The sequence below is a fragment of the Citrobacter sp. 50677481 genome (genome assembly GCF_001463265.1).
Lineage (GTDB): Bacteria > Pseudomonadota > Gammaproteobacteria > Enterobacterales > Enterobacteriaceae > Citrobacter_A > Citrobacter_A sedlakii.
Map to the genome: position 1 here is coordinate 1 of NZ_LNHZ01000058.1, position 26,015 is coordinate 26,015.

Here is a 26,015-nt window from a genome sequence, read left to right on the forward strand (position 1 = left end):
AAGTTTTCTAACCTGCGGCGATGTGAAAAGAGGTTGGGCGGCGGTCCTTTGGCGCGTCGTTCCTGAACTTTCAACCCGCCCTCCCCTCTGGTCGCATCAAATGAGAATTTATGTCATTTGAGTCTTTCGACCGCTGTCTTCGCCCTGTGGCAGGGCTTGCAAAGGCTTTCGAGGTTGGACAGGTCATCGGTCCCACCATTTGCTTTGGCGGTGATGTGGTCCACCGTCTCAGCAGGTGTATACCTTCCATTTCGCAGGCATTCCTGACAAAGGTGTTTATCTCTGTCGAGAACCATTGGACGCAGCCTGTCCCACTTGCTGCCATAACCTCGCTGATGCCTGCTTTGTCCTCGCTGATGCTGCTGCCAGCCTTCGTTAAGGTGCTTAGGGCAATAGCCTGAGCGGTCTGTAGTTGTTCCAGGGCAGCCACGCTTGCGGCATGCTCTCGGTATTAAAGCAGGCATCAGGCTAACCTCCACGCCCGGCGGCGTTCTGTTCGTGGCGCTGAGTCTGGGTGACGCTCTACAGGTTCGTCGTCTGCATGATCCACCAGCGAGTAACACGGATAGATAACGCCCCATCCCCAGGCATCACCTACAGCATAATCAGCAGGCTTGCTACTATCCCATCGCGACAAAACATGCCTGATTGAATTAGTCGGTACGCTGTAGCACACGCCGTGTATCAGCCGCGGCAATGAGATAAAGTCAGATCGAGTCTTATCAGCGACAATTAGCCGTTCGGCTATATGCTTCTGGTACTGAGGCGGGCGCCCGGTGCCCAGATAAAAGCTTACGAGTGCCTCGGGAAAACGGGATAGCCATTGCTCCACCAGCTCAGTAAATCCAGCGACAGGACGCGCGTCATCTTCGACCACTACAACGCGGCATGACTGCCCGTCAGCCCATTCAAGCGCACGGCGGTGATTCCAGTTCGCACCGTGGTTACCACTATCAATCAGGAGGACGGCACCGAGAGATTCAGCCAGACACAATGCCTGCTTATGTCGTGAGTGGTGGCCAACCACAACAAACTTCACTTGTGTTTCCACCATGCGGCCTCCTTACCGATACCATCAGTTTTGAAAACGGTATGTACCTGAGGGCCGGTGACCAGCCTGTCAGCGAATGACTGCGCGACAATACCGAACGCCAGCATGTCGCCCACCGCGGCGCCAGCCTGTTCTTTCTTCCAGAAACGATAACTCTCGATCCGGTAGTAAAGACGGATGATGCCGTGAACAAACGCCATCACATCAGCGCGGGTACCACCCAGCAGCCCAGCGTTAAGCATCACATCGTTGCGGTGCGCTTCAATGAACTCCTGATAGATGCTCTCCGGGTGATTCTGCTTTGCCCAGGTGTCGGCGTAGGTCTTTGGTTCTGAACCGACATACACCTTCCCGGGCTTCATGTCTTCCCACGGCGCGCGAAGCATTTCGACATCGGTTCCATCGGTACACCAGACCAACCGGTATTCAGGGTGATCGCGCAGATGCTGCCAGATATGCAGCCAGCGCCGGAAGTAGACATTCATCTTCACGTCAACAACGCGGTAAAGCTCAACGTTTGCCGGAGCCGCCTGCAGTTCATCCACCAGCGCGACACGCCCACAATTCCGAAGTGATGAGGCCCATTTAGCCAGCATGTCAGGAGAGGCGGTCATTTTCGTACCGCGCTGCGGGTCGGGCTGGCTGGTCAGTAGCGTAGTGATAACCACGTCGCGCTGAGATCGATATTCGGCATAGCCTGTATATCCTGAATCCCGGCGCCGCCCGTAAATCACAGCGTTTTTCTTATCGAGCGCCTCACGTTCAGGCCTGGGTATACTGCGAGCGCCTTCTTCGTACTCGTCCATTGAATGAATCAGCTTTTCAGAGCCAACCACATCAGCGAACGCCCACGACGTTAAGCCTGCATTGTGAATGCGTAGCGCCAGATCGGGATGCTCGTACATACCGCGCCCATATACCTGATCGAACCCGCCCACCTTCTCGATAACGCTGCGGTGGTAGTACAACATCACGCCACGCTGCCCGGTGTAAGCAATATGCTTATCATCCCGGTACAGAACGGTCATATCGTTAATCTTTCGCGGACCAGCCAGATCGAGAAACTGATAAGCCAGATGCGGCTCTTGGGAATCGATGTAAGGCAGATGCCAGTTATCAGCAATAGGCCAGGCGTCATCATCCCATAAAAAAAGATGCTCGCATCCGGCATCCATCAGCGCTGACAGGCTGGCATTCTTCGAAGCAACAATGCCGATCGATGTTTCATGGCGAAGCAGCTGCACGCAGTCAGGCACGACGGCGGCAGGTTTTGAACCATCATCAACAACAACCACCAGCGCACCTGCTGGCAGATGCTTCTGGTGCTGCTCAATGGCACGCTTTAAAACGTCTGGTCGGTTGTGAGTAGTGATGGCAACTCCAATTCGTGGCTTCGATACTGAGCTGAACGGGATGTAAGGCACCCCATCCACCAGAACATTGTGTTGCATGAGTTACCACCCGCGGGAATTTCGGAGCTCAGCGAGATCGATACGTATCGGCTTTCCTGTACTCTTTTCTTTAAGCATGAAGGTAACCTGAAGTTTCGCAGGAGCCTGGGCACCAACAGACTGCAGGATTTTTGCATCGAGCTGGTCAGAAAGCAGCTGACCATCTACAGCCAGGCCAATACCAGAGAAGTGATCACCGTTGTATAGCATCGCTAATTGGATATCTTTGGTTTTGCTTTTTAGGTCTTCGCCAGCACGCTTAGCTCCATCTTGAGCAGCAGACTGAGCAGCATTTTTCAGCGCATTTTTCAAAATACCTTCGACGTTCTCGTCGGTACCACGCTCAATGCCAATTTTCATCTCATAGGTTGTGCTGACACTACCATTGTTTGAAGTCAGCGCGCTTCCGATCTTCGCATTCGTGATGCTACCGTCCTGGATCATCGCGTCGCGAATAAATACCTGGCCGTGATTAATTATCATCGTTCCGTTTTTGTCGTGCGACCAGCCATCTTTCAGAGCCTTAAATGCTTCGCTGTTACGGATTTTTTCGTCCAGTTCATCAATAACCTTTTGTGCGTCTGTAGTGTCCATCTCAACGCCAATAGTGATTGCAGCGCAATATTGCTGATCCACCTGCTTACCAAAACGCGTATTGACCAGATGCTCAATAGCAAACTTTTGCCCTTCAGCAGTCAGGAAGGTGAAATAATTTTCCTTTTGATACTCCGTCGCGGTATGGCGTGTTTCAGCGAATCCCAGTTCCCGAAGCTCAGCAGCACCAGATTTAGCTGGCAGGTCACCAGACTGAAGCGCGCCACGGAAAAACAGCGCATAAAGAACATCCGTTGCAGCGCCGGACAACGTAATGATTTTCTGACCCATGATTTATTTCCTTTTAGGCGTGAGCCTGTCGCACGGCAAAGCCGCCGAAAGTTAACGGTTTGCCCAAGCTCACAGCTGAAAGACTTTCTTTGATGTGCGCGTGCGATGCGCATAAAAAAGCCCCGCTATTGCGAGGCTCTGGTTTGTTTCTGGCAGTTAGCCTGCCACGCTTTGTTATGCGCCAGGATGTCCTTCTTCGTTTGGCGGTCCATTAGGTCCCAGTCGTGAGCCGTCCCGTAGATGGGTTTAACCCAGTCGCAAGCCGTATCAACCACTTCAACCCTTGCGGGTCCAGTTTGCGCGCAGCTCGCAATCAACATCGTCATCAGGCATATGGTTAACAGTCTGCTGTACATTGCTCGCCTCTTTAGTGACTTCCGCTTTACGTTCTGCCGCCGCAACGGTGGCCGCCGCGTTTTCTTCGGTGCGCTGCTTATCTGCTTTCGCTTCAGCTTTGCTGGTACCACGTAGGTGGCCCAGGCCAAAAGCTCCAGCAATAGCAGCAAATACTGCTACAACGAGTCCGGTGATCATCTCAAGCGTCATATAACCACCCGTTCCTTTACCCAGCCATAAACAAATGTCTCGTTCGCGCTGCGCTGTTCTGCCAGTTCGAGATAACGCTGACCCTGGCTGCAATTCAGGGCACGGAGCATAACCAGCTCTCCCTCTTTTCCTCGCCGGGCAAGATAGCTTTTTAACGCGCTGATAGTTCGTGGACCGATAAAACCATCAGCAATCAGATCGGGAAAGAGCGTCCCCTGAATGTTGAATACGTTCAGCCATCGCTGAAACCATTTGGTCTGAACCGATGGGCCCATGTTAACGCCGGTATCGCACAGTTCGGCGGCGATGGCTGGTGATACCTCAGAAACAAGGTCGAAGCGTGGCCCTATCCAGTAGTCAGCCGTCAGGATATCCAGCGCCTGCTGGCGGGTAAGGTTACGCATATCACCGTTATAACCGTGGGCGCGAGCTACCGCTTGAGTGATTCCCCAGTTTGTTGGGCCGCCTTTGTCGTCGGGGTGATTAACGTACCCGCCTTCTTTGCCGAGGATGGCATTAAATATTTCGTCTTTGGTCATTAGTGCCTCAGGTGATCAACCAGACGTGCAACGTTGCCTCTGACGGCCACCAGCACGGAAAGAAAAATGATGTTGGCCCCGATCGTAGGCCATGATGAATGTGGATAAATACCGCACAAGTAGGCAAGCGGTACAGCGCTGTACAAGACGGTAATCAGCCATGCCAGACGTGAAATCCACGGGCGGTGCCGGGAATTGCCGCGACGGTAAAACATTAACGTTATTACCACCCCCGCGCATAACAGCGCGTTAAACGTTGCTGTCGGGTCATTTAGTACCACCGGAACCTCCCCGGCGCGTTATCAGCGCCACCAGCGATCCAACATCCTGGTTACTCAGGAACGTCAGGATTTTGACGGCTAATGCAGAAACGATTACGGCGCCGATGGCATCCAGTGGTTTATCGGTGTAACCAGTCCAGGCCGCCAGCTTTGATCCCACCAGACCGGAACAAATAATTCCAGCGATATACGACACGATGAAATATGCCAGCCGACGTGACGCGCTCAGGTCTGAAGCTGTTGCAATGTAGAATACAGCCCCTGCAAATGCGCCGAATACCACACCGTAATCGGTTCCGGTCAGCAGTCCATAGATACTGGCCCCCGTCAGTGCACCACCAGCCAGCCCAGTGCCGGAAATCGGATCGGACATTTAGCCCCCTCTTATTGCTGTGAGTCCTCTCAGAATTGAGGGGAAATAAAAAAGGCCGCCCGGAGGCAGCCTGATCAAAATAAGTTTTTTAAACTGGTGGCTCTAACGGACCAGCCAGGATACTGACTTCACTGTTGTGACAAATTGCATCATCCCGGGTTAAGTGCCATACGCCAGGTACAATTTCGCCGGTTGATATATCTTCGAATTCTTCACTCTTGAAATAAGCCACCTGGACAGAGTCAACATGCTTAATCCAGTAGAACCCTTCCTGCATAGGTCACCTCATCACTGATAGAGTAGACAGTATAGCGGTACGGCAACGCCATAGCAGACTGAATAATAGATGTGTTTAAACAAATCGGCATTAATATGAGGCACTCCATCCAACAAACCACCCACGGTTGTACGGATATTAACGGAGTGCTTTTGGATGAGCGCTGAACCCAAAGGTCAGTATTTTTACACAGCAATTTTGCAAAAAGCAGCGCCCATTCAAAACTTGAGCAGTCAGCGGGAATCGAACCCGCATCATCAGCCTGGAAGGCTGAGGTAATAGACATTATACGATGACCGCATGGTCCGCCACAGAGGGCTCGAACCTCGCACCGTCAACTTAGAAGGTTGATGCTCTATCCCGATGAGCTAGTGGCGGTAAGTGGCCCTTGCTGGACTTGAACCAGCGACCGGGCGATTATGAGTCGCACGCTCTAACCAACTGAGCTAAAGGGCCGTGAGCAAGATAATACCTAAGTGAAACTAACCATTCAAACTCAATGCGCTTTCAATGCAGTGAACGCTACAAGGTTTGGTTTTATTGCCGAGCCCAAATGCAATACGGCGATATGACAGGGGTACTGTGCCGTAGCACGTTCGCGAATACCCCTGTCGTATCGCCGGAAAGCAAAAGCCCCGACTGGCGGGGCTTTCGTCATATTCAGATTGTCGCTTCTCAACGCTGCCATCGCGGCGCAGCTCTGCCAAGCATAAACTGATTATCTAATTTACTGGCCCGTTTTCAACGTCCACAATCTTAATTAGCACGAATTGCTAAAAAATATGTTTTGATGCTCATTCGGATAAAAGCTTTCGTGACGACAAAAAGACCTTCGCCCTGAATATTTCCAGACACCAGCGCACACGCTTCCGCGCCTCCCATTCTGTTAACCATGGTGCCAGAGATTGCAATTCTCTGGTGATGTCAGAGATTTTTTTTCTGGTGGTGTAATACTGAAGCCCAACAACATATACAGGGTCGTTTATATCAAGCGCCTGCAGTACGGATTGCTCAACGAAATCGACATCATCATTATGCAGGGCTTCGTCAATAATGCCGGAGGGGGCTTTGGGCCATAAAATAGAATGAGCACGATTCAGCGCCTGTTCCCCCTTAAATCCTTCACTGCGAGCCTGATTGAGCGCCGCCGTAAAACGCTCCAGCGCTTTATCCGACCAGCGACCACCTCTGAGAACATTCCAGCAATCATGCCCCCGCGGCATTTTTGGTCCGGTTCCTCCTCTTACGCCTTCACCCCAGGTTGTTAACAATGATTTTATCCATGCCGACTGGATCCCCGTCAGGAGAGTACATTTCCCCAGCCAGCTTTTTCGTGGTGCTGCTGCAGCTTTTTCCAGCGCTGCACGATGTGTACGTTTCTGACGTGGCGTCATTTTTATGTCTCCTTATGCCAGCACGCCAAGCGCGAATGCTAGATCCAGCACGCTTTTTAACATTTCAAGCTGAGAACCATACTTTTGTTCAAACTTGACCGGGTCGTTATGCAATTCTCTGTGGTGCTTACGGCACAGAGGGATAGTAAAACTGTCATGGGCCTTCGTTCCCATGCCCCCCTGACCGTGTCCGATCAGATGGTGTGCGTCACCTCCCCGGTTACCGCAGCAACTGCACGGTTGCATTTTCACCCATGAGATATAGTCATCGTTCTGCCAGCGATAGCGCTTTGGCCTCGCAAAAAATGAAGCTGGTGGCTCAGGATCAACAGCCATACGTACAACCGGCGAGTCCACAGCCTGCTGGTCATTTCTTGAGTTAAACTCCCTGACCCGGTTAGCCAGTATGTGTGTGGCCGACAATGAAGGGGTAATATCACTTTCCCGCATAACCGATGAAAACTCCTCCGGGCGATTACCGAGCGCAGCACACGCAACAGACTCCGGAATAGCAGATGTTATTCCTGAAAGAACAGCCCACCAGCATAGTTCAGCAAGCGATATTTCCCGTTCATTGCCAGATTTCAACGCAATACGGACGGTGTCTAAAATCCATCGGGCAACGTTCAGCTTTGCTATTCGCTCCAGATCTTCTGCACTGTGGTCGCGCAGTTGATTATCACAATAGCAGCAAAGCAGAACCGAACCCGGTTCGTACCTCATCGTCGTCAGTTCGTGATAGTGGTAATTACTGTGCTGATACTGGCAGACACCGCCACCATAACGGAGCAACCAATAATCCAGGCCATTGAGTCCACCAGCAGCAGCAATAACCGACTTGTCCAGAAAGAATGGCATCAGGGATTCATCTTCGAGAAGGGGCTGGCGTGCATCAGGAACACGTCCCGTCGCCAGCGTTGCCATATTTGCCGGCTGGCTCTCGACCAGAACGCGTTCACAGCTAAACAGCGACATCAGTTCGCTACCTGGTTTCAGCAGAACCACACCAAGCTCCCGGGCAATAACAGGTCTGAGTAACGCTCGCATTCAGTCTCTCCACGTCGATTGCTGATAGCGGCGATCCTGCCGTGGCGGCCTCAGGGATTCAGGCAGAAATGCGATGACGATCCATGACAAGTAGTCCGGCGCCAGAGATTTTTCCGCCCTGACATTATTCGCTCTGTATCGCGACAGAAGTTCATCCGCCTGTGTTTCAGTCAGTCCGGTATGATGGAACCAGCTCTTTTTCATTCAAAAACCCCGGACATTTTCAGAAATTCAACAGCACGAGCCCTGGCTCCTGGTTCGTTATTGACCAGCTCCTGTAACAGCTGCAAAGCCATTACAGGTTCTTTTCGTCCGTTAATATTTATGCCGCGGGAAATACCAGGTGACAGTGTGATGGCGCCCTTTCTTTCCAGAGCTTTGAGGTGTGTCAGGGCGGCGTTAGGAGAAGACACGCCAAGCAACCCCGCCAGTTCCTGGCAGGTCGGCGGGTAACCGTGGGAATTGACATAACCCACCAGCAGATCCATAACTTCCTGCTGTCTTGGTGTGAGTTGTTTTTCAGAAGATGCGACAAAACCGACGCAGCCAGAAGACTCGCCAGAAAGTCGTGTTTCAGATTTGATCTTGGTAGTTAGCGCCATGGTATCTCTCCGTGGCGCAGCAGGTGCCGGTTGTTCAGGCCAGCTAAGCGAGTATATCAGAGGGGGGAGAAGGACGATAGCCAGCCTTCTCCAGCATTTTGGTAAAGAGAGACGGTGTGCCAATTATTTCATCGTCCCTTAGCGGCATGAACGAATACATGTCGCCCTTACGGTACATCAGAGCACGGTCACACTGGGGAAAACTTTCAAAGTAAGCAATTACCGCCCTGTCCGCACAACGAATTAATGCAAAACCGGTATCCGGTAGATCCTCCATGCCCCCTCCTCTTTATCTTTCTCACTTCCAGTGCAACATTACTCGTTTTCAAAATTTTCAGTCACTGCTTCTGGTTCATTATCGGATGCACACTGGATGGCGGCTAAGGTCGGATCGTTATTCAGTGCTTTTTCCCGGATCTGGCGCTCTATTTCAGCAGCCATTTCCGGATGCTCTTCAAGCCATGCAGCTGCTTTGGCTCTACCGTTGCCAAGCTTTTCACCATTGTAATCGTACCATGCACCCATTTTATTAATCAGTTTAAGATGAACACCAAGTTCCAGGATCTCATCTGCGCGGGAAATCCCTTTTCCAAAAAGGAGACGATATGATGCCTGCTTGAATGGAGGTGACACTTTATTTTTGACGACCTTGATCGTGGTATCTTTTCCGGTGACCTGATCACCTTCTTTGATAGTTCGGGATCTGACATCAAGGCGAACGGAAGCATAAAACTTGAGGGCGTTCCCCCCTGTAGTGGTTTCCGGATTACCGAACATGACGCCAATTTTCATACGGAGCTGATTGATGAATATAACGATGGTTTTGGTTTTACTAATTTCTCCGGCAAGTTTGCGCATAGCCTGCCCCATCATTCTCGCCTGAAGCCCCATTTGCGCATCGCCTATTTCTCCTTCAAGTTCAGCCTTAGGCACCAGGGCAGCTACCGAATCAACGACAATCAGACCGACAGCACCGGAACGTACCAGTGCATCAGTGATTTCAAGCGCCTGCTCTCCGGTATCGGGTTGCGATATAAGCAAATTGTCGATATCAACCCCTAACTGCTTTGCATAACGGGGATCAAGAGCATGTTCGGCATCGATGAAAGCACACTGTCTGCCTTCACGTTGCGCACTGGCAATAGCAGAAAGCGCAACTGTTGTTTTGCCGGATGATTCAGGACCGTAAATTTCAGAGATACGACCAACCGGGAAACCACCACCAAGAGCAATATCTAATCCAAGAGAACCCGTTGAAACCATTTCGACGTTTAAGTGAGAACCGTCACCCAGACGCATTATCGCACCTTTACCAAACTGTTTCTCAATGTGTCCCATTGCTGAGGCCAACGCCTTTTCTTTTTCTTCCTTCGTTGATGGTCTTGTATTGTCGGGTAAAACAGATTTTTTCTTGTCAGCAGCCATCGTGTCATCTCCTTACACCTAATGGGTTAACTGTATGCATATCCATACTGTATATAAAAACAGTACACCTAAAAAATGAAATGATCAACGCTTTAAGAGCACAAATTGTTAATCCATCTGTCAGGAGGGGAAAAATAAACCCGCCGTAGCGGGTTGAATACAATGATGTTTTTAAGCAGCGATTTCTTTCGTCTGGCACAACTCGGGCAAATTGGCGCGCACCAGCGCCTCAGCGAACGGCGGCGGTACCGCGTTAACTCACTTAGTCAAGTGTTTATCGTAGACTATGAAAAACCCGCCGAAGCGGGTTTCTCTGGATGGATAGATTATGCAACGTTCAGTTCAGAACAGTTGCACACAGGAATTGGGAAAGGGTGGCCCTTTCTCGCATGACGCATTACCCCATTGATACAAACAGAGTAGCGAAAAATAATTTCGCACGTCTTCCCGCATTTACTACAGGTTCCCATTGCCATAGCTAAGGTTTCCCTGCATACCTGTAAACCCATACAGATTGCGTTTTGTTGGGAGAACCGCTAAACTTCATTTTGTCAAGTTTAAGTGTAGCGGTGGGTTGCCTCCATACACACCGGAAAGTTCCTAGGCTTTCCGCCCCTTAAGCCCTGTACCTAACAGGGCTTTTTCAATAGAACTCGAAACAAAGCTGCTTAGTTTGATAACCGAGCTTATCCAGCATCGTTTCTGCAAACAAATCAGCTTGCCATTCAGAGTCTTCATTTATCGCTGGTTGTTTATTGGCAAAATGTAGAACAGGTTTATGCTGAAGGAGTAAATGTCCTAATTCGTGAAAAATAACGAACAAAGCGGACTGCTCCCCTGCACATGCCATTTCATATATATGATTTGGTACCCTGATGGTTAAGTTTTCTGGTTCACAATGCCCAATAGTTAACCCAAGAGTTTCCTTGAACCATTCATCATCATCCATTGGATCAAGGACAATGTTCCATTCGGACAGCTGTTCCAACGCAATATCAAATCTACGTGGCCTACGTTTGTATTTATATTTGCTTGTAAAACCAAGAGCAAAACAAGCGTTAACAGCTCTTAATTTAATATCCATTTCACCCAAGGGGCGAACACGTGTACCACGCATTTGATACATAAAATTATCCTACATAATTATTTCTTATTGATTTCTGCGAGCAACTCAGCGAATTTTTTTAACTCTTCGCGAGTAAACTCTGACTTAGCAAATCCAGCGACAAGCATTTGCTGTTGCTTTGATAAGCCTTCTATTGGTACAGACTCATTTGAAATGTTAGCAAGCACATCCAAATCATCAATATAATAACCTTGCTCAGCGAAAAGCTCATTGATTGCCGATACCCACTTGGCAGGTATTTTTTTAGAGCCGGTTTCTAGACCACTTAAAAATGCAGAAGTCGTTCCCAAGGCCTTAGCCATAGTGAGTAAGGTATATCCTGTATCAATCCTCGCTTTTCTGACGGCCTTACCGAATTCAGTGAGCGCCATAGTCCAATCCTCAGTTTGCTTATGTGTACAGATGTGATAACAACCAAATCTGTTAGATACCCAAGTGCCATGATGATGAATTTACCACAACATATTTTTTTGTAAACCAATTTAGTTAATTTTTTTTCACGGATTGGTAGTCATTATTAACCATCACTTCCACCTAGTGTTAACTTCCCTTGATGTGCAGACGCGGCTCATCATCTTTCGGCTCAGGCCATTCGCGCTGCTTGTTCACTGCCAGCTTTTCTACCATCGACTGGTTAATCTGCTCGTCACTGATACCAGCACGACGTTGCGCATCCCATAACAGGAATTGCATGTCAGCCCATTCGCTAAGGTCGCCGGGTTCAGCAGCAGCCTCGAGCGTTTCTTTGGAAAGGTGCTTAAGTGGACCGACGGGACCAACATTGCCGAACGTGGCATCAGACCATTCAGCGTGCTCACGGCGAACCTGTTCGCGCAACTCATCGCGATCATTTACAGGTTGGCTACCCTGAAGCATGGCGGCGCGGCAGGCCTTCCAGCCTGCATGAAATTCGTTAATCATCCAGTCAGGCTTTAAATCAGGCACTACCGGCGCTGGAGGGGCGGTGTATAGCTTAATGACGCGGCGCGAGTCTGCGTTCGGCGTTATGGGATTGACAGTAAACAGGTAACCTAACCCGTCTTTCTCAACGTCCCGTAATTCCTGCTCGTCGGTCCACGCCACAAGCTCAGCTTCGAGCGATGCCAGCAGACGACGCATACCAGCTATCGCCATATCGATGTAGACAGACTGAATGCCGAGATTACTTAGCTGCTCCAGCCCTTCGATTGTGTCCGTGATGGAATCTTTGGTAATAGCGGTCATCTCAATACATCCTCTACACTGATGAAACCTTTTCGGCTCAAATAGTCCATTGCGGCGCCGTGTAACTTGCTGTCTGGTCTGGCGTTTCTGAGTGAATAGGACAGGCGTTTAACCAACATCGTTAATTCTTCCACTTGCTTTTCTGCCCGATCTGCTCGCTCACCCTCAGACTCAGCCAGTCCGTGGTAATGCCATTTTTCAGCCTCGTATGCGCTGGCGTAACCGTTGGCGCTGTCCAACTCATCCAGCAGCGCCAGCACGGTGGCGGGGTTGGCAGACGTCAGGAACCCGACGCACTTTGCAGGAACATCACCATCTGTGCAGTTGATGACCGTCGAGCCGGTTTCGTCTGTTATGTATGCTTTCGAATGTTGCGTCGCGCGCATGTATTGCCACTTCACACCACCTGCGCGAACTGCATCAGCACGCAGCGCCTGTTTGTCGATTGTCATACTGATGCTCCATAAACCTGCATTACACGCCCCATCACAGGGCTTTTCTCCAGCGCCGGCAGCGCTGAAAATCCCTTTTCCTGACTGCTGCTGTATCGCCTGAGGTCATAATCAATCACCGCACGCTGGTCGCGGAAAATGCCGCAACGACCATGACGAATGAAGCCGCCGCGCTCCAGCGCAATACGCAGATATTTTTCTGCAGTACCGCGATGCAGGCCGAACAGCGAAACCACCTCTGACGTCGTCATGTGTCCGTGCGCTTTCACCATGTGGATAATCCGATCGATAATCATTGTTCGTTCTCTTTGTGTTTTTGGTCGGGCCATCCGGGTTATCTCCTGGCCATGCGCAGGCATTCTTCGCGCCGCTGAGCAATGCGGGAAACTTCGACGGAATTACGGGCAATAGCCAACATGTCGGTATAAACCGTAGCTGCGCGGCGCCACAGCCCGCGGGACTCCAGATTTCGGGCAATACTTTCAGCCTTGCGCGTTTTAACGGGATCGCTTTTTTCTTTCATAAATGGCAGGGTAACCTCCGGTATCCCCGCCCCTGGCACCGCGTTGTAAACATACTGAGTACCGTTATGGCTTCGGGTTATCGTCCCGTTAACTGTCAGCGCCCGAAGGAGACGGCCAGCCGTTCCTGCAGGAACATCCAGCGCCTCGCAGACATCACGCAGCACACATCCCGGAATATGGCGAACAACAACCGCCACCTGGTCTTTTTGTGTAAGTTCTTTGGTCATTGGTCAAAACTCGTTTAGTTGATTAATCCTGCCGCTTTGCGGCGTTTGTATTCATCCATCAGCAACTGTGCCGGAGTTGGTCCTGCCGGATGGTGTGGTGCCGCCAGCTGTCGACGTATCGGCGGAACAGAAAGGCCATTGCTGACATGTCTGGTCCATTTCGTAAGTAATTTTTCTGCCAGTTTTTTTAATTCCCCCTCAGTCATCTGACGTTCAACTCCAGTCCTGCGCATTTCAATGCAAATGTGATATAGCACTGGCTGCGGCCACGGATATTTGTCACTGCCTGAATAACGGTAAGACTCATTACGCCAGCGCTTGTATTCAGCCATTACCTTCTCTGAAGTGAGGTTGAACGGGTTAGCGCCACTCTCAGATACCAGCGAAACAAATTCTGCAAGATCCGGCGGCCATGTGTTCCCGACTGCACAACGCTCCATGCACTGTTGGCAGACCCGCTTGATCTGATACTCAGTCATTGAACCTATCTGAGCTATCCAGAGGGCTGTTGGCTCTGCCCCATTTTTCTGCGTCCACCGGTTCGAGAATATTTCCCCCATCACCTGCCACAATCGCCAGGCCGTTTCCGTTGCCATCAAGTCCGTTACGGCGCCTCCATTCTGCATGGGCTGACTGTATTGACTGAACAGCTCTGGATGCTGTTGATTCTGGTCGTGCTCCCACATTGTTATCACCTCCGGTTGCTGGTTTGATTACTGTGCTGACCCGCCCTAAATGTCGTGCGAACTTCTGCTCCCATTGCACCTGATGGAATACCTTCCCTTCGGCTTGCCAGTAGGCGATGAAGCTGTTCAGTTCTGCCGGAAGGTTAATACCTGGCTTTAACGGCATTCCCCACAGTTCAGCCATTCGTCGAAAATCAGAGGATGGTTTCCAGGACGGGTACATTCCAAACTTTCCGAAAGTCTGCGCGTTACCAAATGCAATGCCTGGCTGATCCGGATATTCCGGAAAAACTGGTTCGACCACTTCGCTATGTGTGGGGTTTAGATCTTTATGGTTCCTTGGTAGATTCCCGATCCCGTTTTTGGGTGTCTTTGACGGAAAAAACGGGTGTCTTTGGTCATTTTTAAGACAACCGTTTTCGGGTGTCTTATCGTTAAGCCTACCGTTATTGGGTGCCTTTAAAGGCTCCCGATTTTGGGTGTATTCAGAATCAACAACGCTTTCTTCGACACCTAGTAATTTGTATACGGGTATCTGTTTGGTTCGCCCCTTTCGTTCCCCGGTGTCGGCAATAAGTCCGATTTCGATCAAATGCCGTAAACCAGCCTGCACGGTTTTTTTGTCCAGTTCCGTTGCCTCTGCAAGTGCAGCAACAGATGGATATGCACATAAGTCAGCCCCGCACATATCTGCCAGCCAGGTAAGAATCGCCTTACTGGAAGATTTTCCGGTTTTAACTTTTTTGGCCCATCGCATTGCATCAATGCTCATGTAGCCTCCCCGTGTATAGCCTGCTCATTGGTAAAAACTCGTTAAAAAACTTGCGGCGCTACGGCGCTGATACTCGCCAGTAGTGGTCCCGCCGCTTCTGCTGGCAACATGTTGAATAACGCGATTGCCGCTTCGCGGATCTCCTTTTCAAGCCTTTGTAGCGGAGCCCCGATTAACTTGGCCTGATGTGCCTCGCCGCATTCTTTAATCGCGCAAGCCACCAGTTCATTTTCTGTTTTTCCCTGCCGTAGCCCGTATGTTCTGGCTATCTCAATCGGCATAACCTCTGCAATCGCGTGCGAGAGCTGCATGACATAGCCTGTATATTTGCTGGAGTTCGTCTCGTTCTTCAGGTAGCGAAACAGGTTTTGTTTGTTTACCGATATTCCACGCCCTCCCTCTTTCGCCCACTGTTCGGCCACCAGCTGAGCGATTTTTTCCTGTGCCTGCCCTGGCAAGGTGGATTCCCATTCCCTGACGGCGTTAAAAATCGCCCTGTGCCGGATCGTGTCGCGGCGTCGCGGCTCATAATGATTTTGAGTTTTCAGTTGGACAGATAGCCGTTGGTTATGATGTTCATACGTTACGGATTGCATTGTTGAACTCCTTGTTGCGGTATCCCATCAGATGGATTCGGATATAGGTCGGGACGAAGCTCATGCGGTGTAATTCCAGTAACACTGTAGATTTTCAAAACACGCGTTGAAGGAACAGAGCCTTTACTTTTCCACTGGCTTACAGCCATGCCACTTACCCCAATTGCAGTGGCTAATTTATTGGCTGAGCCAGCAATCCGAATTGCGTTATCAAGAGCCGTCATGTTTTTCTCCTCGTTATGATGGACACAATAAAGCATAGGTTTACACCAAATGCAAACACTTAATTTATTGTGAGTATAAACCAAACATTTACAATGACTGTATGAAACAGAATGAAGAGTTTGATAACCAACTGGTTGCTCGCTTAGAAGAAATCACTCACAGAGGCATCAGCAAAGCTGAAATGGCTCGAATCGCAGGGGTTACTCCTCAGGCTGTAAATGGGTGGTTTAAGAAAGGGGTAATAAGCAAAAAGTCTGCAATCGCTATTGCGGACGCTGCTAATGTGTCTGTAACTTGGTTGCTCGGTGAAAAAGTTGCTGAGGATTCAGGCCTGAAACCAAATGAAACTAAGATGCTCAGCCTCTTCAGACAGCTACCCGAAAGCGAGCAAGACAAAATGATAGATCTCTTTACCCTTCGGCTCAGAGAGATCGATGAATATGTCGAGAAGTATTTGCGCGGACGATTCAAATCGAACGATGAGTGATTGGTATTGACACTATCTTATAGAAACCGGCTCCCGCCGGTTTTTTTTTAGCCCTGCTACTGCTGCGTTCACTTCATCCCCCCCCACAAACCTAAAGTTTACACTCACTATAAATCCAATATTGACAATACGTATAAACCAGTGCTTTAATCATTATCAAGCACTGAGTCATCGAGGCAGGACGCCCACGAAGTAGCTGCCGGCGGCATACGAAACACCGGATGAGATGACAAGAACGCGTACTTTGCGGTGAGCCAGTATCAGTTCTCGGCCTGAATTGCGAGTTATAGGGGATGAACGAGACGACCAACGCGTTACTGACTCACCAGCAAAGTACGCAAAATCAATGCGCAGCAGGTACCAACGTTCCGCCAGCCAGCGTTACAGGCACAAAGCGAGGATTTACCATGATTGATTTCGCAAGTAAGCCAGTGCGGCAGCAGGCCGTATTGCTTAACCGGGTTGAAGTGATAATCCGCCTTATCTGCTACACCCTCGCCCAGAAAGGCGATCCGTCTGTAGACCAGCAGACTGCAAGACGTCCATAAACGAGTTTTGACCAATGGCTATGACCAGTAAGGATAAAAGATGGAATTTGGAATGAAGCGCGTTGTGGCCTCTGTCCAGGCCGTAGCAATACTGAACAAAATATATGGAGGTAAGCCAGTTTCGATAGCGGCCATCAGTAAAGAATCAAACCTGTCCGTTTCCTACCTGGAGCAAATTTTCTCAAGGCTGCGCGTAAGCAATATCGTGGCAAGCCAGCGTGGTCCGGGCGGCGGGTACCACCTGATAAAAACAAATCCCAGCGTGGCTGACGTCGTTCGCGCTGTAACGCGCACACCTGATTCATTTGAACCCGTGCTGAATGCTCTCGAGTGGGTTCCTGTTGCGCAGCTGTCGCAGGGAAAATCCACTGCCTCATAAAGCACAAAACCCGCGCAAGGCGGGTTAAGTACCCGGTCAGCCGACCAAAGCTTTCCGGAACGAGTTTTGACCAATGACCACTACCAAAGGCGGCAATCATCAGCTGCCGGGTATCTTACAACCTTAAGGAGCCCGAACGCAATGAACAACTATGCGTATCTCATTAAAGCAAAGGCCAAAGCTGCTGACGCTAAAAATTTGTATTGCTGGTTCTCTGCAAAATCAGACTCACGCGCTGAACGCGAAATTCTCAATATACTGGAAGACGCCGGAGTTGAAGTCGGTCGTGGCGCAGACCATCAGCTTCCAATTCGTACTAACTGGTTAGTTGTTGACGATCTGCCGGACGAAGGGGCACTGGATGATACCTGGTGTGATCGTTACGAGCTTGCTGATGATGGGATTAGCTGGATAAAAATTGTATCCGACAATACTGGCAACACAGAAAAAGCCGCAGTAACGGATAAATCGCAGGATGATAATTCCGAAACAATAGCCGAAGATGATGTGAGCACTCAACAACACCATGATAAAGGGGAAGAAGACGGCAACCCGCCTGTCCCGCCCGAATTAACCGTTGTTGCGACAATGCCATTCCGGCATCGTATCCTTGCCCAGTTCCTGACAGATAACGAGTATGTATATCACGTTGACGTTGCGCAGAAAAAAGCGATTATCGCTCTGGAAATGGACACTGATAATTCGTATGTACAGAATATTCTTCTCGCAGCCGAAAATGTGGAACTATTTAAAAAAGCACCGGAGATTGACATCCACAGAGTAGTTAGCGCAGCTAAACAGGTATTTCCTGCCAATGGAAAAATCCCGGATCTGGCTACCGTTATTCAGTTCTTTACTGCATGGTTTAATACAGAACATATTGACCGCGGACTACTGGTTAAAGAATGGAGTAAAGGGAATCGCGTATCCTGCATTCAGAAAACATCCTGTGGGGCGAACGCTGGTGGTGGAATAAAAACTGACCGCAACCCTGATTACACACATACTCTCGAAACTCTTGATTATGAAATTGCAGCGGCCACTTTGCCGATGGATTTTGATATTTACAATATTCCGTTATCCATTCATCGACGTACAAAAGAGCTCATCGCAAAAAGAGAGAGCCCATGGAAAGAATGGTCCGCAGCACTGCGCGCAACTCCCGGTATCCTGGATTACTCCCGCGCTGCTATTTTCGCGCTGATCCGTGGTACATCATCCGAACTGGTTAAATTTCCTGGTCGGCTGCGTGCCTATATCAACGCAAGCCTGACAGAAAGCAATCACGAAAAACCAACTGAAGAAATTCTTGTAGCCGCGCGCCAGATAAACTCAGCGGCGGTAACCCTGGAAGCAGTTAAGGGTGCGATTGACGGTCACAAAGAAACGTTAATCCCTGATGGGGTGGGCGAAGAATATGCCGTTGTTGGTAAAAAACTTATTACTGAAGCTCGGTCTCGCACTGAGCAACCGGGCATAGAAAACCTGGGCAATGGCGTTTTTTCTTTAGAAAACCTGCTTAATACCCCGCCGGCACAGCCTTTATCTGTTGTTGACCAGCTTCGCCAGAACTCCGCGGAAGAAAAAATGAATGGGGATAAAAAAGAGGAGATCGCCAGCGATGTGCAGATGGAAGAAAGTGGCAACGATGAAACCAAAGCTGGTATTGAAGTGCCTCCGGGCGAAACAGCAACTTCGCCAGATGAAAGCGCTGATTCAGTTGGTGAGCAAACAGATACCCTGAATAATGAAACCGTTCATCAAAATATCGGGCAAAATTCGGACAAACTGTATTCCCATCTGATGGTGGATCTGGAGACGATGGGTAATAAACCTAACGCCCCTGTCGTTTCCATCGGTGCCGTATTTTTTGATCCGTCGACCGGTGATACCGGCGCGGAGTTCTACAAAGTTGTCAGTCTGGAATCTGCTATGTCGCATGGTGGTGTACCGGATGCATCAACCATCATCTGGTGGATGAAACAATCATCAGAAGCGCGTTCTGCGATCGTTATGGATGATTCAATTCGGCTTGATGATGCCCTGCACCAGCTTAATGACTTTATTGCAGAAAATGCCGCAAACGGACCTGAGATAATGCAGGTCTGGGGAAATGGTGCCTCATTCGACAACGTCATCCTCCGCGAGTCTTATGTTCGTACTGGTATCGACTGTCCATGGAAATACTGGAATGACCGGGATGTCCGGACAATGGTCGAACTTGGAAAAGCCGTTGGTATTAATCCCCGCTATGACATCAAGTTTGAGGGTGACATGCACAATGCGTTGTCCGATGCCAGACACCAGGTCAAATACGTATCAGTTATCTGGCAACGACTGACGACAAACTGATTTTCGATTTTCAGAATTACGACCACCAGCCGGTTATCTTTCACCGGCTGGCTATCTGAGGTGATAGCCATGTATGAACTCACACTGTCACCAGCGGAAATTACAGAAATTACGGGCTACAGACGGTACACAGAACAGCAACGGCAGTTGCGTTGCCACGGGATCCCGTTCACTACAGACGGGAAGAACAGGCCAATTGTTCTGCGTCGGAATCTGGCACCAAACACGACTGAATTACCAAAGGTTGACGAGTATGTTGCAACAGAACCCAACTTCGACGCCATTTATGGGAAGACCACGCAAGAATCCAAAGGACGCCCATCTGCCTCCGCGGGTTACCAGAAATAAATACAGCTATGTCTGGAAACCGAAGGGAACGAAACTCAGCGTTACACTGGGGAAAATTCGGGATACCAGCATATCCAGGCTCTGGCAGCGCTATGAAGAAGAAAAGGCAAAACGTCATGATGTGATGACGTTCTCGAAATTATGGTCGATGTTTCTGGACAGCCCGACGTTCACTGATTTATCAGTCAGGACGCAGACAGACTATCGTCAGCATCAGAAAAAATTGCTGGCAGTGTTCGGAAAGATGAGAGCAGATGATATCAAAATTGAGCAGATACGTGTCTATATGGACAGGCGTGGGCTTACAAGTAAAAATCAGGCTAATCAGGAAATATCCAGCATGTCCCGCGTCTACGGATGGGGATTTGAAAGAGGCTATGTGAAGGGGAACCCCTGCAAAGGGGTTCGTAAATTTACGCTAAAGCCCCGGGAGGTTTACATCACTGATGAGGAATACCAGGCTATTTATCTTGAAGCAGCACCGGCTCTGCGTGTCGGGATGGAAATCGCCTATCTGTGCGCAGCTCGCGTTTCCGACGTTCTCTCGTTGCGCTGGTCTCAGGTCAGCGATGAAGGAATTTTTATCCAGCAAGGTAAAACCGGAACAAAGCAGATCAAGGCATGGACAGTCCGGTTGCAAAATGCGATCGCTTTAGCCAGGACATTAGGCGGTGAAACCACGGTTATCTGCAGCAGCAAGAAAACGAAATATTCTAAAAGTGGGTTTAACGATTTATGGGAGGCAGCGCGGGAATCGGCAGGGATAGTTCTGGGCAGAAAACTGAACTGCACTTTTCACGATCTCAAGGCAAAAGGCATATCTGACTACGAAGGTTCCAGCAGAGAGAAACAGCTATTCTCGGGTCATAAAACGGAAAGTCAGGTTCTTGTTTATGATCGCAAAGTGAAAGTTTCACCGACCCTGGATCTTCCTGTTTTGGGAGATTCGGAAGATGATGAAGGCGAGAAATATACCAAGTGAATATACCAACACTATACCAAGTGTGACGGGTGTCGTTGAATGTAAATGAGCTAAGTGCTTGAATAGTGGCGGAGAGAGGGGGATTTGAACCCCCGGTAGAGTTGCCCCTACTCCGGTTTTCGAGACCGGTCCGTTCAGCCGCTCCGGCATCTCTCCGTTTTGATGGTTGCCATGATGCCAGGTAATTTGGCATTTTAACAGACCCTGTCCCTTCAATTTTGTTCAAGTGACGAGTTTGCGAGCAAAACGATGATAAAGTGGCCCTGGAAAGCACAAGATAACGCGCAAAATGCGTCCGCTCAGTGGGAGGAAGCCCTCGCTATCCCCTTGCTGATGACCCTAACCGCGCAGGAACAAGCCAGACTGATCGCGCTGGCGGAACGATTCTTACAGCAAAAAAGGCTGGTCGCACTTCAGGGATTCGAACTCGACGCATTGAAAAGCGCGCGTATTGCCCTGCTTTTTTGTCTTCGGGTACTGGAATTGGGCATCGAATGGCTCGATGGTTTCCATGAGGTGCTCATCTACCCTGCTCCGTTTGTCGTCGATGATGAATGGGAAGACGACATTGGTCTGGTGCATAACCAGCGGGTCGTGCAGTCTGGACAAAGCTGGCAGCAAGGGCCGATTATTCTGAACTGGCTGGATATTCAGGACTCCTTCGATGCTTCCGGTTTCAATTTGATCATTCACGAAGTGGCGCACAAGCTGGACATGCGTAACGGCGATCGCGCCAGTGGTATTCCGCTCATCCCACTGCGCGAAGTGGCCAGTTGGGAGCATGACCTGCACGCGGCAATGAACAATATTCAGGATGAAATTGATCTGGTGGGCGAAACAGCATCAAGCATCGACGCTTACGCAGCGAGCGATCCCGCCGAGTGTTTTGCTGTTTTGTCGGAGTACTTTTTCAGCGCGCCGGAGCTTTTCGCCCCACGCTTCCCTGCACTCTGGCAACGGTTTTGCCAGTTCTATCAGCAGGACCCGCTGCAACGGCTACGCGACAGCCAGGAAGAGGACGCGCCTCCACCTTCGCAGGTTCATTAATTCATTGTTTTGAGGATTAATTAACCAATTGAAAAAGCGTGTTAATTTTACTGTTGACACGCTGTAGTGCGGCCAGTATTATGCGCCTCGTTCACACGATTCCTCTGTAGTTCAGTCGGTAGAACGGCGGACTGTTAATCCGTATGTCACTGGTTCGAGTCCAGTCAGAGGAGCCAGATTTAAAGAAGCCCGCTTTTTAGCGGGCTTCTTTAAATCTGGTAATCAATCACTACCTCGTCCGGTTCCATCACCTGCCGTTTAATCTCCTCAACCGACAGGCCCGCGTTACATAACTCAATAAATCGCCAGACGTAATTGCGCTGTAACTGCCCACGTTTCAACCCCAGCCAAACGGTATTCGCGTCGAAGAGATGCCGGGTATCCAGGCGCACCAACGTCCCCTCTTCCCGCTCGCCGCTGGACTGTTCCGCCACGAGACCTATGCCCAACCCCAGTGCGACGTAGGTTTTAATTACGTCGGAATCCTGCGCGCTAAGCACGATATCCGTCAGCAGCCCCTTACGTGCGAACGCCTCATCAATACGCGAACGCCCGGTAATGCCCTGACGGTAAGTAATCAACGGCCACTGTGCGATGGCTTCAAGCGTGAGCGGAGAGGACTGCGTCAGCGGATGTTCGACAGGCACGAGCAGACTGTGATACCAGCGAAACCACGGAAATGCGACCAATAGCGGATCGTTACTCAGCCGCTCGCTGGCGATACCAATGTCCGCCTCACCATTGTGCAGTAAGGTTTCAATTTCCTGTGGCGTGCCCTGAATCAACTCCAGACGAACTTCCGGAAAAATATCGCGGAACGCTTTGATTACGTCTGGCAGACTATAGCGCGCCTGGGTATGGGTTGTGGCGACAGTAAGCACACCGGACGTGTCGTTGGTAAACAGATCCGCCAGACGCCGGACGTTACTGGCTTCATTAAGGATCCGCTCAGCGATCGCTAACAGCGCCTTACCCGGTTCGGTCATGCCAAGAAGACGCTTGCCCCTGCGGATAAAGATTTCGATGCCTAACTCATCCTCCAGTTCCCGAATATGTCGACTGACGCCTGACTGCGAGGTATACAGCATATTGGCAACGTCGGTCAGGTTGAAATCCCGACGGGCCGCCTCCCGAATAATTTTTAGCTGCTGGAAATTCACGTGTTGCTCCGGAAACATCAGACATTACGCTATTGTTAAAGTCTGACGTCCGGCATAACAAATAATAAAAACCCGCAACTTATTCCGTCAGGGAATAAGGCCTAACTGACCAGTTGCAGCTCGCGATTTGCCAGTGCCGGGCTACTGACCAATGACAGCAGGATCTCTTTCACCGCCTGCGCCTGTGGCGACAAACTGCCTCGTGCCGATATATTCAGCGACAACGACAGATTCATGGACGGCGCTGTGATCCGCGCCATCCAACCGTTTGCCGCACCGCATAATGAACGCGCAGCGGATTCCGGCAATACGGTGACCCCCATTCCACTGGCAATCGCGGCGGTCAGGGTGGCGATCGATTCTATCTCTCCGATGACCTTCGCGGTTAAGCGACGCAGTGAAAAAGCCTCATCGACCCGCAAACGCACGGCACTGTAGTCGCGCGGCAGGAACAGATTCATCTGAGCGACGGCGGTGAGGTCGACACTCAGGCCAGGGCAATCACGGGTGCCGACCAGAAACAGATCTTCTTTCAGCAATGGCTGGCTGGAAATACCCGCCAGCGGTGAACGCTCATACAATACGGCCATATCCAGATGACCGCTGAGTAACTTATCGTTGAGCACTGCGCCGCTGTTTTCATGTAAATAAACCAGTACTTCAGGCAGTTCCGCGCGTACGGCCTGGAGCAACGGCATGGTCACCGACGAGGCCGCCGTTCCCGGCGCCAGTCCAATCGACACCTGCCCCGTCAGGGTCTGGCCCACGTTATAGACCGCCAGTTGCGCCTGCTCGCATTGACGCAGGATCGCGCGGGCATGAGTATAAAGGATCTTCCCCGCTTCGGTCGGGGTTACACCCCGCTTGGTGCGTATCAATAACTGTTGGTTCAGTTCACCCTCCAGCGTGGCGACCTGTTGACTCAAAGCAGGCTGGGCGATGTGCAATACTTCAGCGGCCTGGGTCAGGCTACCAATATCGACAATTTTCACGAAATATTTCAGTCGTCTGAAGTTCATTTTGCCTCCTGTCGGGAATGCCAGAACCTATGCTGGCAGTGATGTCAGGAGAGAATTGCAAGATGCTTGCCAGTTTCTTATCAAGGTTTTCGCGCGTCTTAACCTCCCAAAAAATAAGCGCTTATGATTGTTCCGCTTATGGCCCTGTGCCGTCAGCACTTTTTGATCTGCCCCATTCGGGGTAGCACTGCACCAGAAGAGGGCAAGATCAACGATCAGAAGTTCGCCGCTTTGCTGGTTTTGTCGACAAACAAACGCACAATCGTATTTCCCCCTTTGACAACATCGGGCACCCTCGTTAATATGCGCCCCGTTCACACGATTCCTCTGTAGTTCAGTCGGTAGAACGGCGGACTGTTAATCCGTATGTCACTGGTTCGAGTCCAGTCAGAGGAGCCAAATTTAAAAAAGCCCGCTTTTAGCGGGCTTTTTGCTTTCCTTCTCACCATAAAGCCTATATTTTCCTGTTCTTCGCCAAACAAGAATAAAAATCGTTTTCTCTTTCAGCCTGTCGCGGTAGTCTCATAACAGCCACTTATACGTCGGCCGCAATGTGTGTGACCTTGATTCCCATACTAATAATAAAAACAGTACTGACAGGATTACTATGGATTCCACCCTCATCTCCGCTTCCGCGCAGGAGCAAACACCTTCACTTCATCGTGCCCGGCGCGCTGCGCTGGGCAGTTTTGCCGGCGCGGTTGTCGACTGGTATGACTTTCTGCTTTATGGCATCACCGCCGCGCTGGTCTTTAATAGCGAATTTTTCCCTCAGGTCAGTCCGGCGATGGGTACGCTCGCTGCCTTTGCGACCTTTGGCGTCGGGTTCCTGTTCCGCCCGCTTGGTGGGGTGATTTTCGGCCACTTCGGCGATCGTCTGGGGCGCAAACGGATGCTGATGCTCACCGTCTGGATGATGGGAATTGCCACTGCGCTAATCGGTATCCTGCCTTCATTCGCCACTATCGGCTGGTGGGCGCCAGTTATGCTGGTCATGCTGCGCGCGATTCAGGGCTTTGCCGTGGGGGGCGAATGGGGCGGCGCGGCGTTACTCTCAGTTGAAAGTGCGCCAGAACACAAAAAAGCGTTTTACAGCAGTGGCGTACAAGTGGGATACGGCGTCGGTCTGTTGCTCTCGACGGGGCTGGTGTCGTTAATCAGCTATCTGACTACCGATGAGCAGTTTCTGAGTTGGGGCTGGCGTATACCCTTCCTGTTCAGCATCGTTCTGGTGCTGGGCGCGCTGTGGGTGCGAAACGGAATGGAAGAATCCGCCGAATTTGAGCAACAAAGAGAACAAGCGCCCGAGGCGAAAAAGCGGTTGCCGGTTCTCGAAGCGCTCGCACAACATCCTGGCGCGTTTTTGAAAATTATCGCTCTGCGCCTGTGTGAGCTTCTGACGATGTATATCGTTACCGCGTTTGCGCTGAACTATTCGACGCAGAATCTCGGTCTGCCACGTGAGCTTTTTTTGAATATCGGCCTGCTGGTCGGTGGATTAAGCTGCCTGACCATCCCTCTTTTCGCCTGGATGGCCGATCGTTTTGGTCGTCGTCGCGTCTATATTACCGGAGCGTTGATAGGGACGCTCAGCGCGTTTCCCTTCTTTATGGCGCTTGAAGCGCAATCTCTGTTCTGGATTGTGTTCTTTTCCATCATGCTTGCCAACATCGCGCATGACATGGTGGTTTGCGTTCAGCAGCCGATGTTTACCGGCATGTTTGGCGCAGGTTATCGCTACAGCGGGGCGGGAGTCGGTTACCAGGTGGCGAGCGTCGTGGGCGGCGGCTTTACGCCTTTCATCGCCGCTGCGCTGGTCGCCTTCTTTGGTGGGAGCTGGCACAGTGTCGCCCTCTATTTACTGGCAGGTTGCCTGATTTCAACCCTCACCGCATTATTTATGAAAGATAAGCAACACGCCTGATCGTATTGCGAGAGCCATTCGGCTCTCGCATCCTCTCAAAAACTCTCACTTTTGTTTCATAAACGC

34 protein-coding genes, 6 tRNA genes and 2 pseudogenes are annotated in these 26,015 nt (G+C 50.5%); 10 read left to right on the forward strand and 32 right to left on the reverse strand.

Going from position 1 to position 26,015, the window contains the following annotated elements; translation table 11 throughout:
* Nucleotides 1-113: 113 nt before the first annotated feature.
* From APU02_RS25290 to APU02_RS25300, 29 genes and pseudogenes are all read right to left on the reverse strand, one after another.
* Nucleotides 114-464 carry an HNH endonuclease signature motif containing protein gene (locus APU02_RS25290; RefSeq protein WP_032433023.1) on the reverse strand — a complete coding sequence of 117 codons (351 nt, stop codon included), beginning with the start codon at nucleotides 462-464 and terminating at the stop codon, nucleotides 114-116.
* On the reverse strand, nucleotides 464-1,054 hold the full coding sequence (locus APU02_RS15805) for a hypothetical protein (RefSeq protein ID WP_060570604.1): 591 nt from the start codon (nucleotides 1,052-1,054) through the stop codon (nucleotides 464-466). Before APU02_RS15805 ends, APU02_RS25290 begins: the two co-directional genes overlap by 1 nt.
* Entirely contained in the window at nucleotides 1,036-2,502 is a 1,467-nt protein-coding gene (locus APU02_RS15810) for a hypothetical protein (RefSeq protein ID WP_060570605.1), read from the reverse strand. The genes APU02_RS15805 and APU02_RS15810 overlap by 19 nt, the downstream gene beginning before the upstream one ends.
* Nucleotides 2,503-2,505: 3 nt before the next feature.
* Nucleotides 2,506-3,387, reverse strand: coding sequence for a hypothetical protein (locus APU02_RS26975; RefSeq protein ID WP_239692874.1), 882 nt, complete (start codon nucleotides 3,385-3,387; stop codon nucleotides 2,506-2,508).
* A gap of 276 nt (nucleotides 3,388-3,663) precedes the next feature.
* Nucleotides 3,664-3,933 carry a hypothetical protein gene (locus APU02_RS15825; protein ID WP_053528455.1) on the reverse strand — a complete coding sequence of 90 codons (270 nt, stop codon included), beginning with the start codon at nucleotides 3,931-3,933 and terminating at the stop codon, nucleotides 3,664-3,666.
* The gene (locus tag APU02_RS15830; protein ID WP_053528454.1) at nucleotides 3,930-4,472 is read right to left on the reverse strand and encodes a glycosyl hydrolase 108 family protein; all 543 of its coding nucleotides are present in this window, start codon (nucleotides 4,470-4,472) and stop codon (nucleotides 3,930-3,932) included. Before APU02_RS15830 ends, APU02_RS15825 begins: the two co-directional genes overlap by 4 nt.
* Nucleotides 4,472-4,753, reverse strand: a complete 282-nt coding sequence (locus tag APU02_RS15835) for a phage holin family protein (protein ID WP_072197135.1) — start codon at nucleotides 4,751-4,753, stop codon at nucleotides 4,472-4,474. The genes APU02_RS15830 and APU02_RS15835 overlap by 1 nt, the downstream gene beginning before the upstream one ends.
* Nucleotides 4,740-5,126 (reverse strand): phage holin family protein, encoded by a 387-nt coding sequence (locus APU02_RS15840; protein ID WP_060570607.1) that lies wholly within the window; start codon nucleotides 5,124-5,126, stop codon nucleotides 4,740-4,742. Before APU02_RS15840 ends, APU02_RS15835 begins: the two co-directional genes overlap by 14 nt.
* An 88-nt stretch (nucleotides 5,127-5,214) precedes the next feature.
* A complete protein-coding gene (locus APU02_RS26980) occupies nucleotides 5,215-5,403 on the reverse strand; it encodes a hypothetical protein (protein ID WP_060570610.1) in 189 nt (62 codons plus the stop codon).
* A gap of 228 nt (nucleotides 5,404-5,631) precedes the next feature.
* Nucleotides 5,632-5,703 (reverse strand) — tRNA-Gly (locus APU02_RS26610).
* Nucleotide 5,704: 1 nt separating this feature from the next.
* Nucleotides 5,705-5,781, reverse strand: a tRNA-Arg gene (locus APU02_RS15850).
* Nucleotides 5,782-5,785: 4 nt separating this feature from the next.
* Nucleotides 5,786-5,859: transfer RNA gene (locus APU02_RS15855), tRNA-Ile, on the reverse strand.
* Between the two features lie 338 nt (nucleotides 5,860-6,197).
* Nucleotides 6,198-6,797, reverse strand: coding sequence for a hypothetical protein (locus APU02_RS15860; RefSeq protein WP_060570611.1), 600 nt, complete (start codon nucleotides 6,795-6,797; stop codon nucleotides 6,198-6,200).
* 12 nt (nucleotides 6,798-6,809) lie between these two features.
* Nucleotides 6,810-7,844, reverse strand: coding sequence for a DUF968 domain-containing protein (locus tag APU02_RS15865; protein WP_060570613.1), 1,035 nt, complete (start codon nucleotides 7,842-7,844; stop codon nucleotides 6,810-6,812).
* Nucleotides 7,845-8,048 carry a hypothetical protein gene (locus tag APU02_RS15870; RefSeq protein WP_060570614.1) on the reverse strand — a complete coding sequence of 68 codons (204 nt, stop codon included), beginning with the start codon at nucleotides 8,046-8,048 and terminating at the stop codon, nucleotides 7,845-7,847.
* Entirely contained in the window at nucleotides 8,045-8,446 is a 402-nt protein-coding gene (locus APU02_RS15875) for a DNA-binding protein (protein ID WP_060570615.1), read from the reverse strand. The genes APU02_RS15870 and APU02_RS15875 overlap by 4 nt, the downstream gene beginning before the upstream one ends.
* A gap of 43 nt (nucleotides 8,447-8,489) precedes the next feature.
* The gene (locus APU02_RS15880; protein WP_060570616.1) at nucleotides 8,490-8,723 is read right to left on the reverse strand and encodes a hypothetical protein; all 234 of its coding nucleotides are present in this window, start codon (nucleotides 8,721-8,723) and stop codon (nucleotides 8,490-8,492) included.
* Nucleotides 8,724-8,761: 38 nt separating this feature from the next.
* Nucleotides 8,762-9,871: a recombinase RecA gene (recA, locus tag APU02_RS15885; protein ID WP_060570617.1), complete on the reverse strand. Its 1,110-nt coding sequence runs from the start codon at nucleotides 9,869-9,871 to the stop codon at nucleotides 8,762-8,764.
* A 171-nt stretch (nucleotides 9,872-10,042) separates the two neighbouring features.
* A pseudogene (locus APU02_RS26985) lies at nucleotides 10,043-10,150 on the reverse strand (DNA methyltransferase); the annotation flags it as partial.
* 364 nt (nucleotides 10,151-10,514) lie between these two features.
* Nucleotides 10,515-10,997 (reverse strand): ImmA/IrrE family metallo-endopeptidase, encoded by a 483-nt coding sequence (locus tag APU02_RS15890; protein ID WP_060570618.1) that lies wholly within the window; start codon nucleotides 10,995-10,997, stop codon nucleotides 10,515-10,517.
* 17 nt (nucleotides 10,998-11,014) lie between these two features.
* Nucleotides 11,015-11,368 carry a helix-turn-helix transcriptional regulator gene (locus APU02_RS15895; protein ID WP_060570619.1) on the reverse strand — a complete coding sequence of 118 codons (354 nt, stop codon included), beginning with the start codon at nucleotides 11,366-11,368 and terminating at the stop codon, nucleotides 11,015-11,017.
* A gap of 178 nt (nucleotides 11,369-11,546) precedes the next feature.
* Nucleotides 11,547-12,131, reverse strand: a pseudogene (locus APU02_RS26990) (DUF550 domain-containing protein); the annotation flags it as partial.
* Between the two features lie 86 nt (nucleotides 12,132-12,217).
* Nucleotides 12,218-12,673 (reverse strand): ead/Ea22-like family protein, encoded by a 456-nt coding sequence (locus tag APU02_RS15905; protein WP_060570620.1) that lies wholly within the window; start codon nucleotides 12,671-12,673, stop codon nucleotides 12,218-12,220.
* Complete coding sequence (locus APU02_RS15910; protein WP_060570621.1) at nucleotides 12,670-13,002, reverse strand: DUF977 family protein; 333 nt, start codon at nucleotides 13,000-13,002, stop codon at nucleotides 12,670-12,672. Before APU02_RS15910 ends, APU02_RS15905 begins: the two co-directional genes overlap by 4 nt.
* A 5-nt stretch (nucleotides 13,003-13,007) precedes the next feature.
* Nucleotides 13,008-13,424, reverse strand: a complete 417-nt coding sequence (locus tag APU02_RS15915; protein WP_060570622.1) for a PerC family transcriptional regulator — start codon at nucleotides 13,422-13,424, stop codon at nucleotides 13,008-13,010.
* 14 nt (nucleotides 13,425-13,438) lie between these two features.
* Nucleotides 13,439-13,984: a replication protein P gene (locus tag APU02_RS26260; RefSeq protein ID WP_239692875.1), complete on the reverse strand. Its 546-nt coding sequence runs from the start codon at nucleotides 13,982-13,984 to the stop codon at nucleotides 13,439-13,441.
* Nucleotides 13,896-14,882, reverse strand: a complete 987-nt coding sequence (locus APU02_RS26995) for a DnaT-like ssDNA-binding domain-containing protein (RefSeq protein WP_060570624.1) — start codon at nucleotides 14,880-14,882, stop codon at nucleotides 13,896-13,898. The genes APU02_RS26260 and APU02_RS26995 overlap by 89 nt, the downstream gene beginning before the upstream one ends.
* Before the next feature lie 41 nt (nucleotides 14,883-14,923).
* Nucleotides 14,924-15,478: a toxin YdaT family protein gene (locus APU02_RS15930; protein ID WP_060570625.1), complete on the reverse strand. Its 555-nt coding sequence runs from the start codon at nucleotides 15,476-15,478 to the stop codon at nucleotides 14,924-14,926.
* Nucleotides 15,466-15,702, reverse strand: coding sequence for a Cro/CI family transcriptional regulator (locus APU02_RS25300; protein WP_072197136.1), 237 nt, complete (start codon nucleotides 15,700-15,702; stop codon nucleotides 15,466-15,468). Before APU02_RS25300 ends, APU02_RS15930 begins: the two co-directional genes overlap by 13 nt.
* 101 nt (nucleotides 15,703-15,803) lie before the next feature.
* On the opposite strand from APU02_RS25300, the gene APU02_RS15935 reads away from it, so the two are divergent.
* From APU02_RS15935 to APU02_RS15950, 6 genes are all read left to right on the forward strand, one after another.
* Nucleotides 15,804-16,190 (forward strand): helix-turn-helix domain-containing protein, encoded by a 387-nt coding sequence (locus APU02_RS15935; RefSeq protein WP_060570626.1) that lies wholly within the window; start codon nucleotides 15,804-15,806, stop codon nucleotides 16,188-16,190.
* A 407-nt stretch (nucleotides 16,191-16,597) separates the two neighbouring features.
* Nucleotides 16,598-16,738, forward strand: a complete 141-nt coding sequence (locus APU02_RS26695; protein WP_192841983.1) for a hypothetical protein — start codon at nucleotides 16,598-16,600, stop codon at nucleotides 16,736-16,738.
* A gap of 40 nt (nucleotides 16,739-16,778) precedes the next feature.
* Nucleotides 16,779-17,117: an Rrf2 family transcriptional regulator gene (locus APU02_RS15940; RefSeq protein WP_239692876.1), complete on the forward strand. Its 339-nt coding sequence runs from the start codon at nucleotides 16,779-16,781 to the stop codon at nucleotides 17,115-17,117.
* A 141-nt stretch (nucleotides 17,118-17,258) separates the two neighbouring features.
* A complete protein-coding gene (locus tag APU02_RS15945; RefSeq protein WP_060570627.1) occupies nucleotides 17,259-19,469 on the forward strand; it encodes an exonuclease in 2,211 nt (736 codons plus the stop codon).
* Between the two features lie 69 nt (nucleotides 19,470-19,538).
* Nucleotides 19,539-19,817, forward strand: a complete 279-nt coding sequence (locus APU02_RS25305) for a DUF4224 domain-containing protein (RefSeq protein WP_072197137.1) — start codon at nucleotides 19,539-19,541, stop codon at nucleotides 19,815-19,817.
* Nucleotides 19,756-20,799 carry a tyrosine-type recombinase/integrase gene (locus APU02_RS15950; RefSeq protein ID WP_060570667.1) on the forward strand — a complete coding sequence of 348 codons (1,044 nt, stop codon included), beginning with the start codon at nucleotides 19,756-19,758 and terminating at the stop codon, nucleotides 20,797-20,799. Before APU02_RS25305 ends, APU02_RS15950 begins: the two co-directional genes overlap by 62 nt.
* Before the next feature lie 66 nt (nucleotides 20,800-20,865).
* Here the strand turns inward: APU02_RS15950 and APU02_RS15955 are convergent.
* Nucleotides 20,866-20,955: transfer RNA gene (locus APU02_RS15955), tRNA-Ser, on the reverse strand.
* 93 nt (nucleotides 20,956-21,048) lie between these two features.
* On the opposite strand from APU02_RS15955, the gene mtfA reads away from it, so the two are divergent.
* The gene (gene mtfA, locus APU02_RS15960; RefSeq protein ID WP_060570628.1) at nucleotides 21,049-21,846 is read left to right on the forward strand and encodes a DgsA anti-repressor MtfA; all 798 of its coding nucleotides are present in this window, start codon (nucleotides 21,049-21,051) and stop codon (nucleotides 21,844-21,846) included.
* 100 nt (nucleotides 21,847-21,946) lie between these two features.
* Nucleotides 21,947-22,022, forward strand: a tRNA-Asn gene (locus tag APU02_RS15965).
* A gap of 33 nt (nucleotides 22,023-22,055) precedes the next feature.
* On the opposite strand, the gene cbl is transcribed toward APU02_RS15965, so the two are convergent.
* A complete protein-coding gene (gene cbl / locus APU02_RS15970; RefSeq protein WP_060570629.1) occupies nucleotides 22,056-23,006 on the reverse strand; it encodes an HTH-type transcriptional regulator Cbl in 951 nt (316 codons plus the stop codon).
* A 101-nt stretch (nucleotides 23,007-23,107) separates the two neighbouring features.
* The gene (gene nac / locus APU02_RS15975; RefSeq protein WP_060570630.1) at nucleotides 23,108-24,025 is read right to left on the reverse strand and encodes a nitrogen assimilation transcriptional regulator NAC; all 918 of its coding nucleotides are present in this window, start codon (nucleotides 24,023-24,025) and stop codon (nucleotides 23,108-23,110) included.
* A gap of 323 nt (nucleotides 24,026-24,348) precedes the next feature.
* On the opposite strand from nac, the gene APU02_RS15980 reads away from it, so the two are divergent.
* Together APU02_RS15980 and shiA are read left to right on the forward strand one after the other, a co-directional pair.
* Nucleotides 24,349-24,424: transfer RNA gene (locus APU02_RS15980), tRNA-Asn, on the forward strand.
* A 208-nt stretch (nucleotides 24,425-24,632) separates the two neighbouring features.
* Nucleotides 24,633-25,949 carry a shikimate transporter gene (gene shiA / locus APU02_RS15985; protein ID WP_060570631.1) on the forward strand — a complete coding sequence of 439 codons (1,317 nt, stop codon included), beginning with the start codon at nucleotides 24,633-24,635 and terminating at the stop codon, nucleotides 25,947-25,949.
* The last annotated feature ends 66 nt before the right edge of the window (nucleotides 25,950-26,015 follow it).

Excerpts from the sequence above, each read along its gene's own strand:
- APU02_RS15950 (WP_060570667.1), top strand. The coding sequence starts at position 19,756 with ATGGGAAGACCACGCAAGAATCCAAAGGACGCCCATCTGCCTCCGCGG.
- APU02_RS25290 (WP_032433023.1), bottom strand. The coding sequence starts at position 464 with ATGCCTGCTTTAATACCGAGAGCATGCCGCAAGCGTGGCTGCCCTGGA.
- APU02_RS15860 (WP_060570611.1), bottom strand. The coding sequence starts at position 6,797 with ATGACGCCACGTCAGAAACGTACACATCGTGCAGCGCTGGAAAAAGCT.
- APU02_RS15930 (WP_060570625.1), bottom strand. The coding sequence starts at position 15,478 with ATGCAATCCGTAACGTATGAACATCATAACCAACGGCTATCTGTCCAA.
- APU02_RS26995 (WP_060570624.1), bottom strand. The coding sequence starts at position 14,882 with ATGAGCATTGATGCAATGCGATGGGCCAAAAAAGTTAAAACCGGAAAA.
- APU02_RS26260 (WP_239692875.1), bottom strand. The coding sequence starts at position 13,984 with ATGGGGGAAATATTCTCGAACCGGTGGACGCAGAAAAATGGGGCAGAG.
- APU02_RS15830 (WP_053528454.1), bottom strand. The coding sequence starts at position 4,472 with ATGACCAAAGACGAAATATTTAATGCCATCCTCGGCAAAGAAGGCGGG.
- APU02_RS26695 (WP_192841983.1), top strand. The coding sequence starts at position 16,598 with ATGATTGATTTCGCAAGTAAGCCAGTGCGGCAGCAGGCCGTATTGCTT.
- APU02_RS15880 (WP_060570616.1), bottom strand. The coding sequence starts at position 8,723 with ATGGAGGATCTACCGGATACCGGTTTTGCATTAATTCGTTGTGCGGAC.
- APU02_RS25305 (WP_072197137.1), top strand. The coding sequence starts at position 19,539 with ATGTATGAACTCACACTGTCACCAGCGGAAATTACAGAAATTACGGGC.
- recA (WP_060570617.1), bottom strand. The coding sequence starts at position 9,871 with ATGGCTGCTGACAAGAAAAAATCTGTTTTACCCGACAATACAAGACCA.
- mtfA (WP_060570628.1), top strand. The coding sequence starts at position 21,049 with ATGATAAAGTGGCCCTGGAAAGCACAAGATAACGCGCAAAATGCGTCC.
- APU02_RS26975 (WP_239692874.1), bottom strand. The coding sequence starts at position 3,387 with ATGGGTCAGAAAATCATTACGTTGTCCGGCGCTGCAACGGATGTTCTT.
- APU02_RS15895 (WP_060570619.1), bottom strand. The coding sequence starts at position 11,368 with ATGGCGCTCACTGAATTCGGTAAGGCCGTCAGAAAAGCGAGGATTGAT.
- APU02_RS15890 (WP_060570618.1), bottom strand. The coding sequence starts at position 10,997 with ATGTATCAAATGCGTGGTACACGTGTTCGCCCCTTGGGTGAAATGGAT.
- nac (WP_060570630.1), bottom strand. The coding sequence starts at position 24,025 with ATGAACTTCAGACGACTGAAATATTTCGTGAAAATTGTCGATATTGGT.
- APU02_RS15825 (WP_053528455.1), bottom strand. The coding sequence starts at position 3,933 with ATGACGCTTGAGATGATCACCGGACTCGTTGTAGCAGTATTTGCTGCT.
- APU02_RS15915 (WP_060570622.1), bottom strand. The coding sequence starts at position 13,424 with ATGACCAAAGAACTTACACAAAAAGACCAGGTGGCGGTTGTTGTTCGC.
- APU02_RS15810 (WP_060570605.1), bottom strand. The coding sequence starts at position 2,502 with ATGCAACACAATGTTCTGGTGGATGGGGTGCCTTACATCCCGTTCAGC.
- APU02_RS15870 (WP_060570614.1), bottom strand. The coding sequence starts at position 8,048 with ATGAAAAAGAGCTGGTTCCATCATACCGGACTGACTGAAACACAGGCG.
- shiA (WP_060570631.1), top strand. The coding sequence starts at position 24,633 with ATGGATTCCACCCTCATCTCCGCTTCCGCGCAGGAGCAAACACCTTCA.
- APU02_RS15910 (WP_060570621.1), bottom strand. The coding sequence starts at position 13,002 with ATGGCCCGACCAAAAACACAAAGAGAACGAACAATGATTATCGATCGG.
- APU02_RS15840 (WP_060570607.1), bottom strand. The coding sequence starts at position 5,126 with ATGTCCGATCCGATTTCCGGCACTGGGCTGGCTGGTGGTGCACTGACG.
- APU02_RS15805 (WP_060570604.1), bottom strand. The coding sequence starts at position 1,054 with ATGGTGGAAACACAAGTGAAGTTTGTTGTGGTTGGCCACCACTCACGA.
- APU02_RS15935 (WP_060570626.1), top strand. The coding sequence starts at position 15,804 with ATGAAACAGAATGAAGAGTTTGATAACCAACTGGTTGCTCGCTTAGAA.
- APU02_RS15875 (WP_060570615.1), bottom strand. The coding sequence starts at position 8,446 with ATGGCGCTAACTACCAAGATCAAATCTGAAACACGACTTTCTGGCGAG.
- APU02_RS25300 (WP_072197136.1), bottom strand. The coding sequence starts at position 15,702 with ATGACGGCTCTTGATAACGCAATTCGGATTGCTGGCTCAGCCAATAAA.
- APU02_RS15905 (WP_060570620.1), bottom strand. The coding sequence starts at position 12,673 with ATGACAATCGACAAACAGGCGCTGCGTGCTGATGCAGTTCGCGCAGGT.
- APU02_RS15945 (WP_060570627.1), top strand. The coding sequence starts at position 17,259 with ATGAACAACTATGCGTATCTCATTAAAGCAAAGGCCAAAGCTGCTGAC.
- APU02_RS15940 (WP_239692876.1), top strand. The coding sequence starts at position 16,779 with ATGGAATTTGGAATGAAGCGCGTTGTGGCCTCTGTCCAGGCCGTAGCA.
- APU02_RS26980 (WP_060570610.1), bottom strand. The coding sequence starts at position 5,403 with ATGCAGGAAGGGTTCTACTGGATTAAGCATGTTGACTCTGTCCAGGTG.
- APU02_RS15865 (WP_060570613.1), bottom strand. The coding sequence starts at position 7,844 with ATGCGAGCGTTACTCAGACCTGTTATTGCCCGGGAGCTTGGTGTGGTT.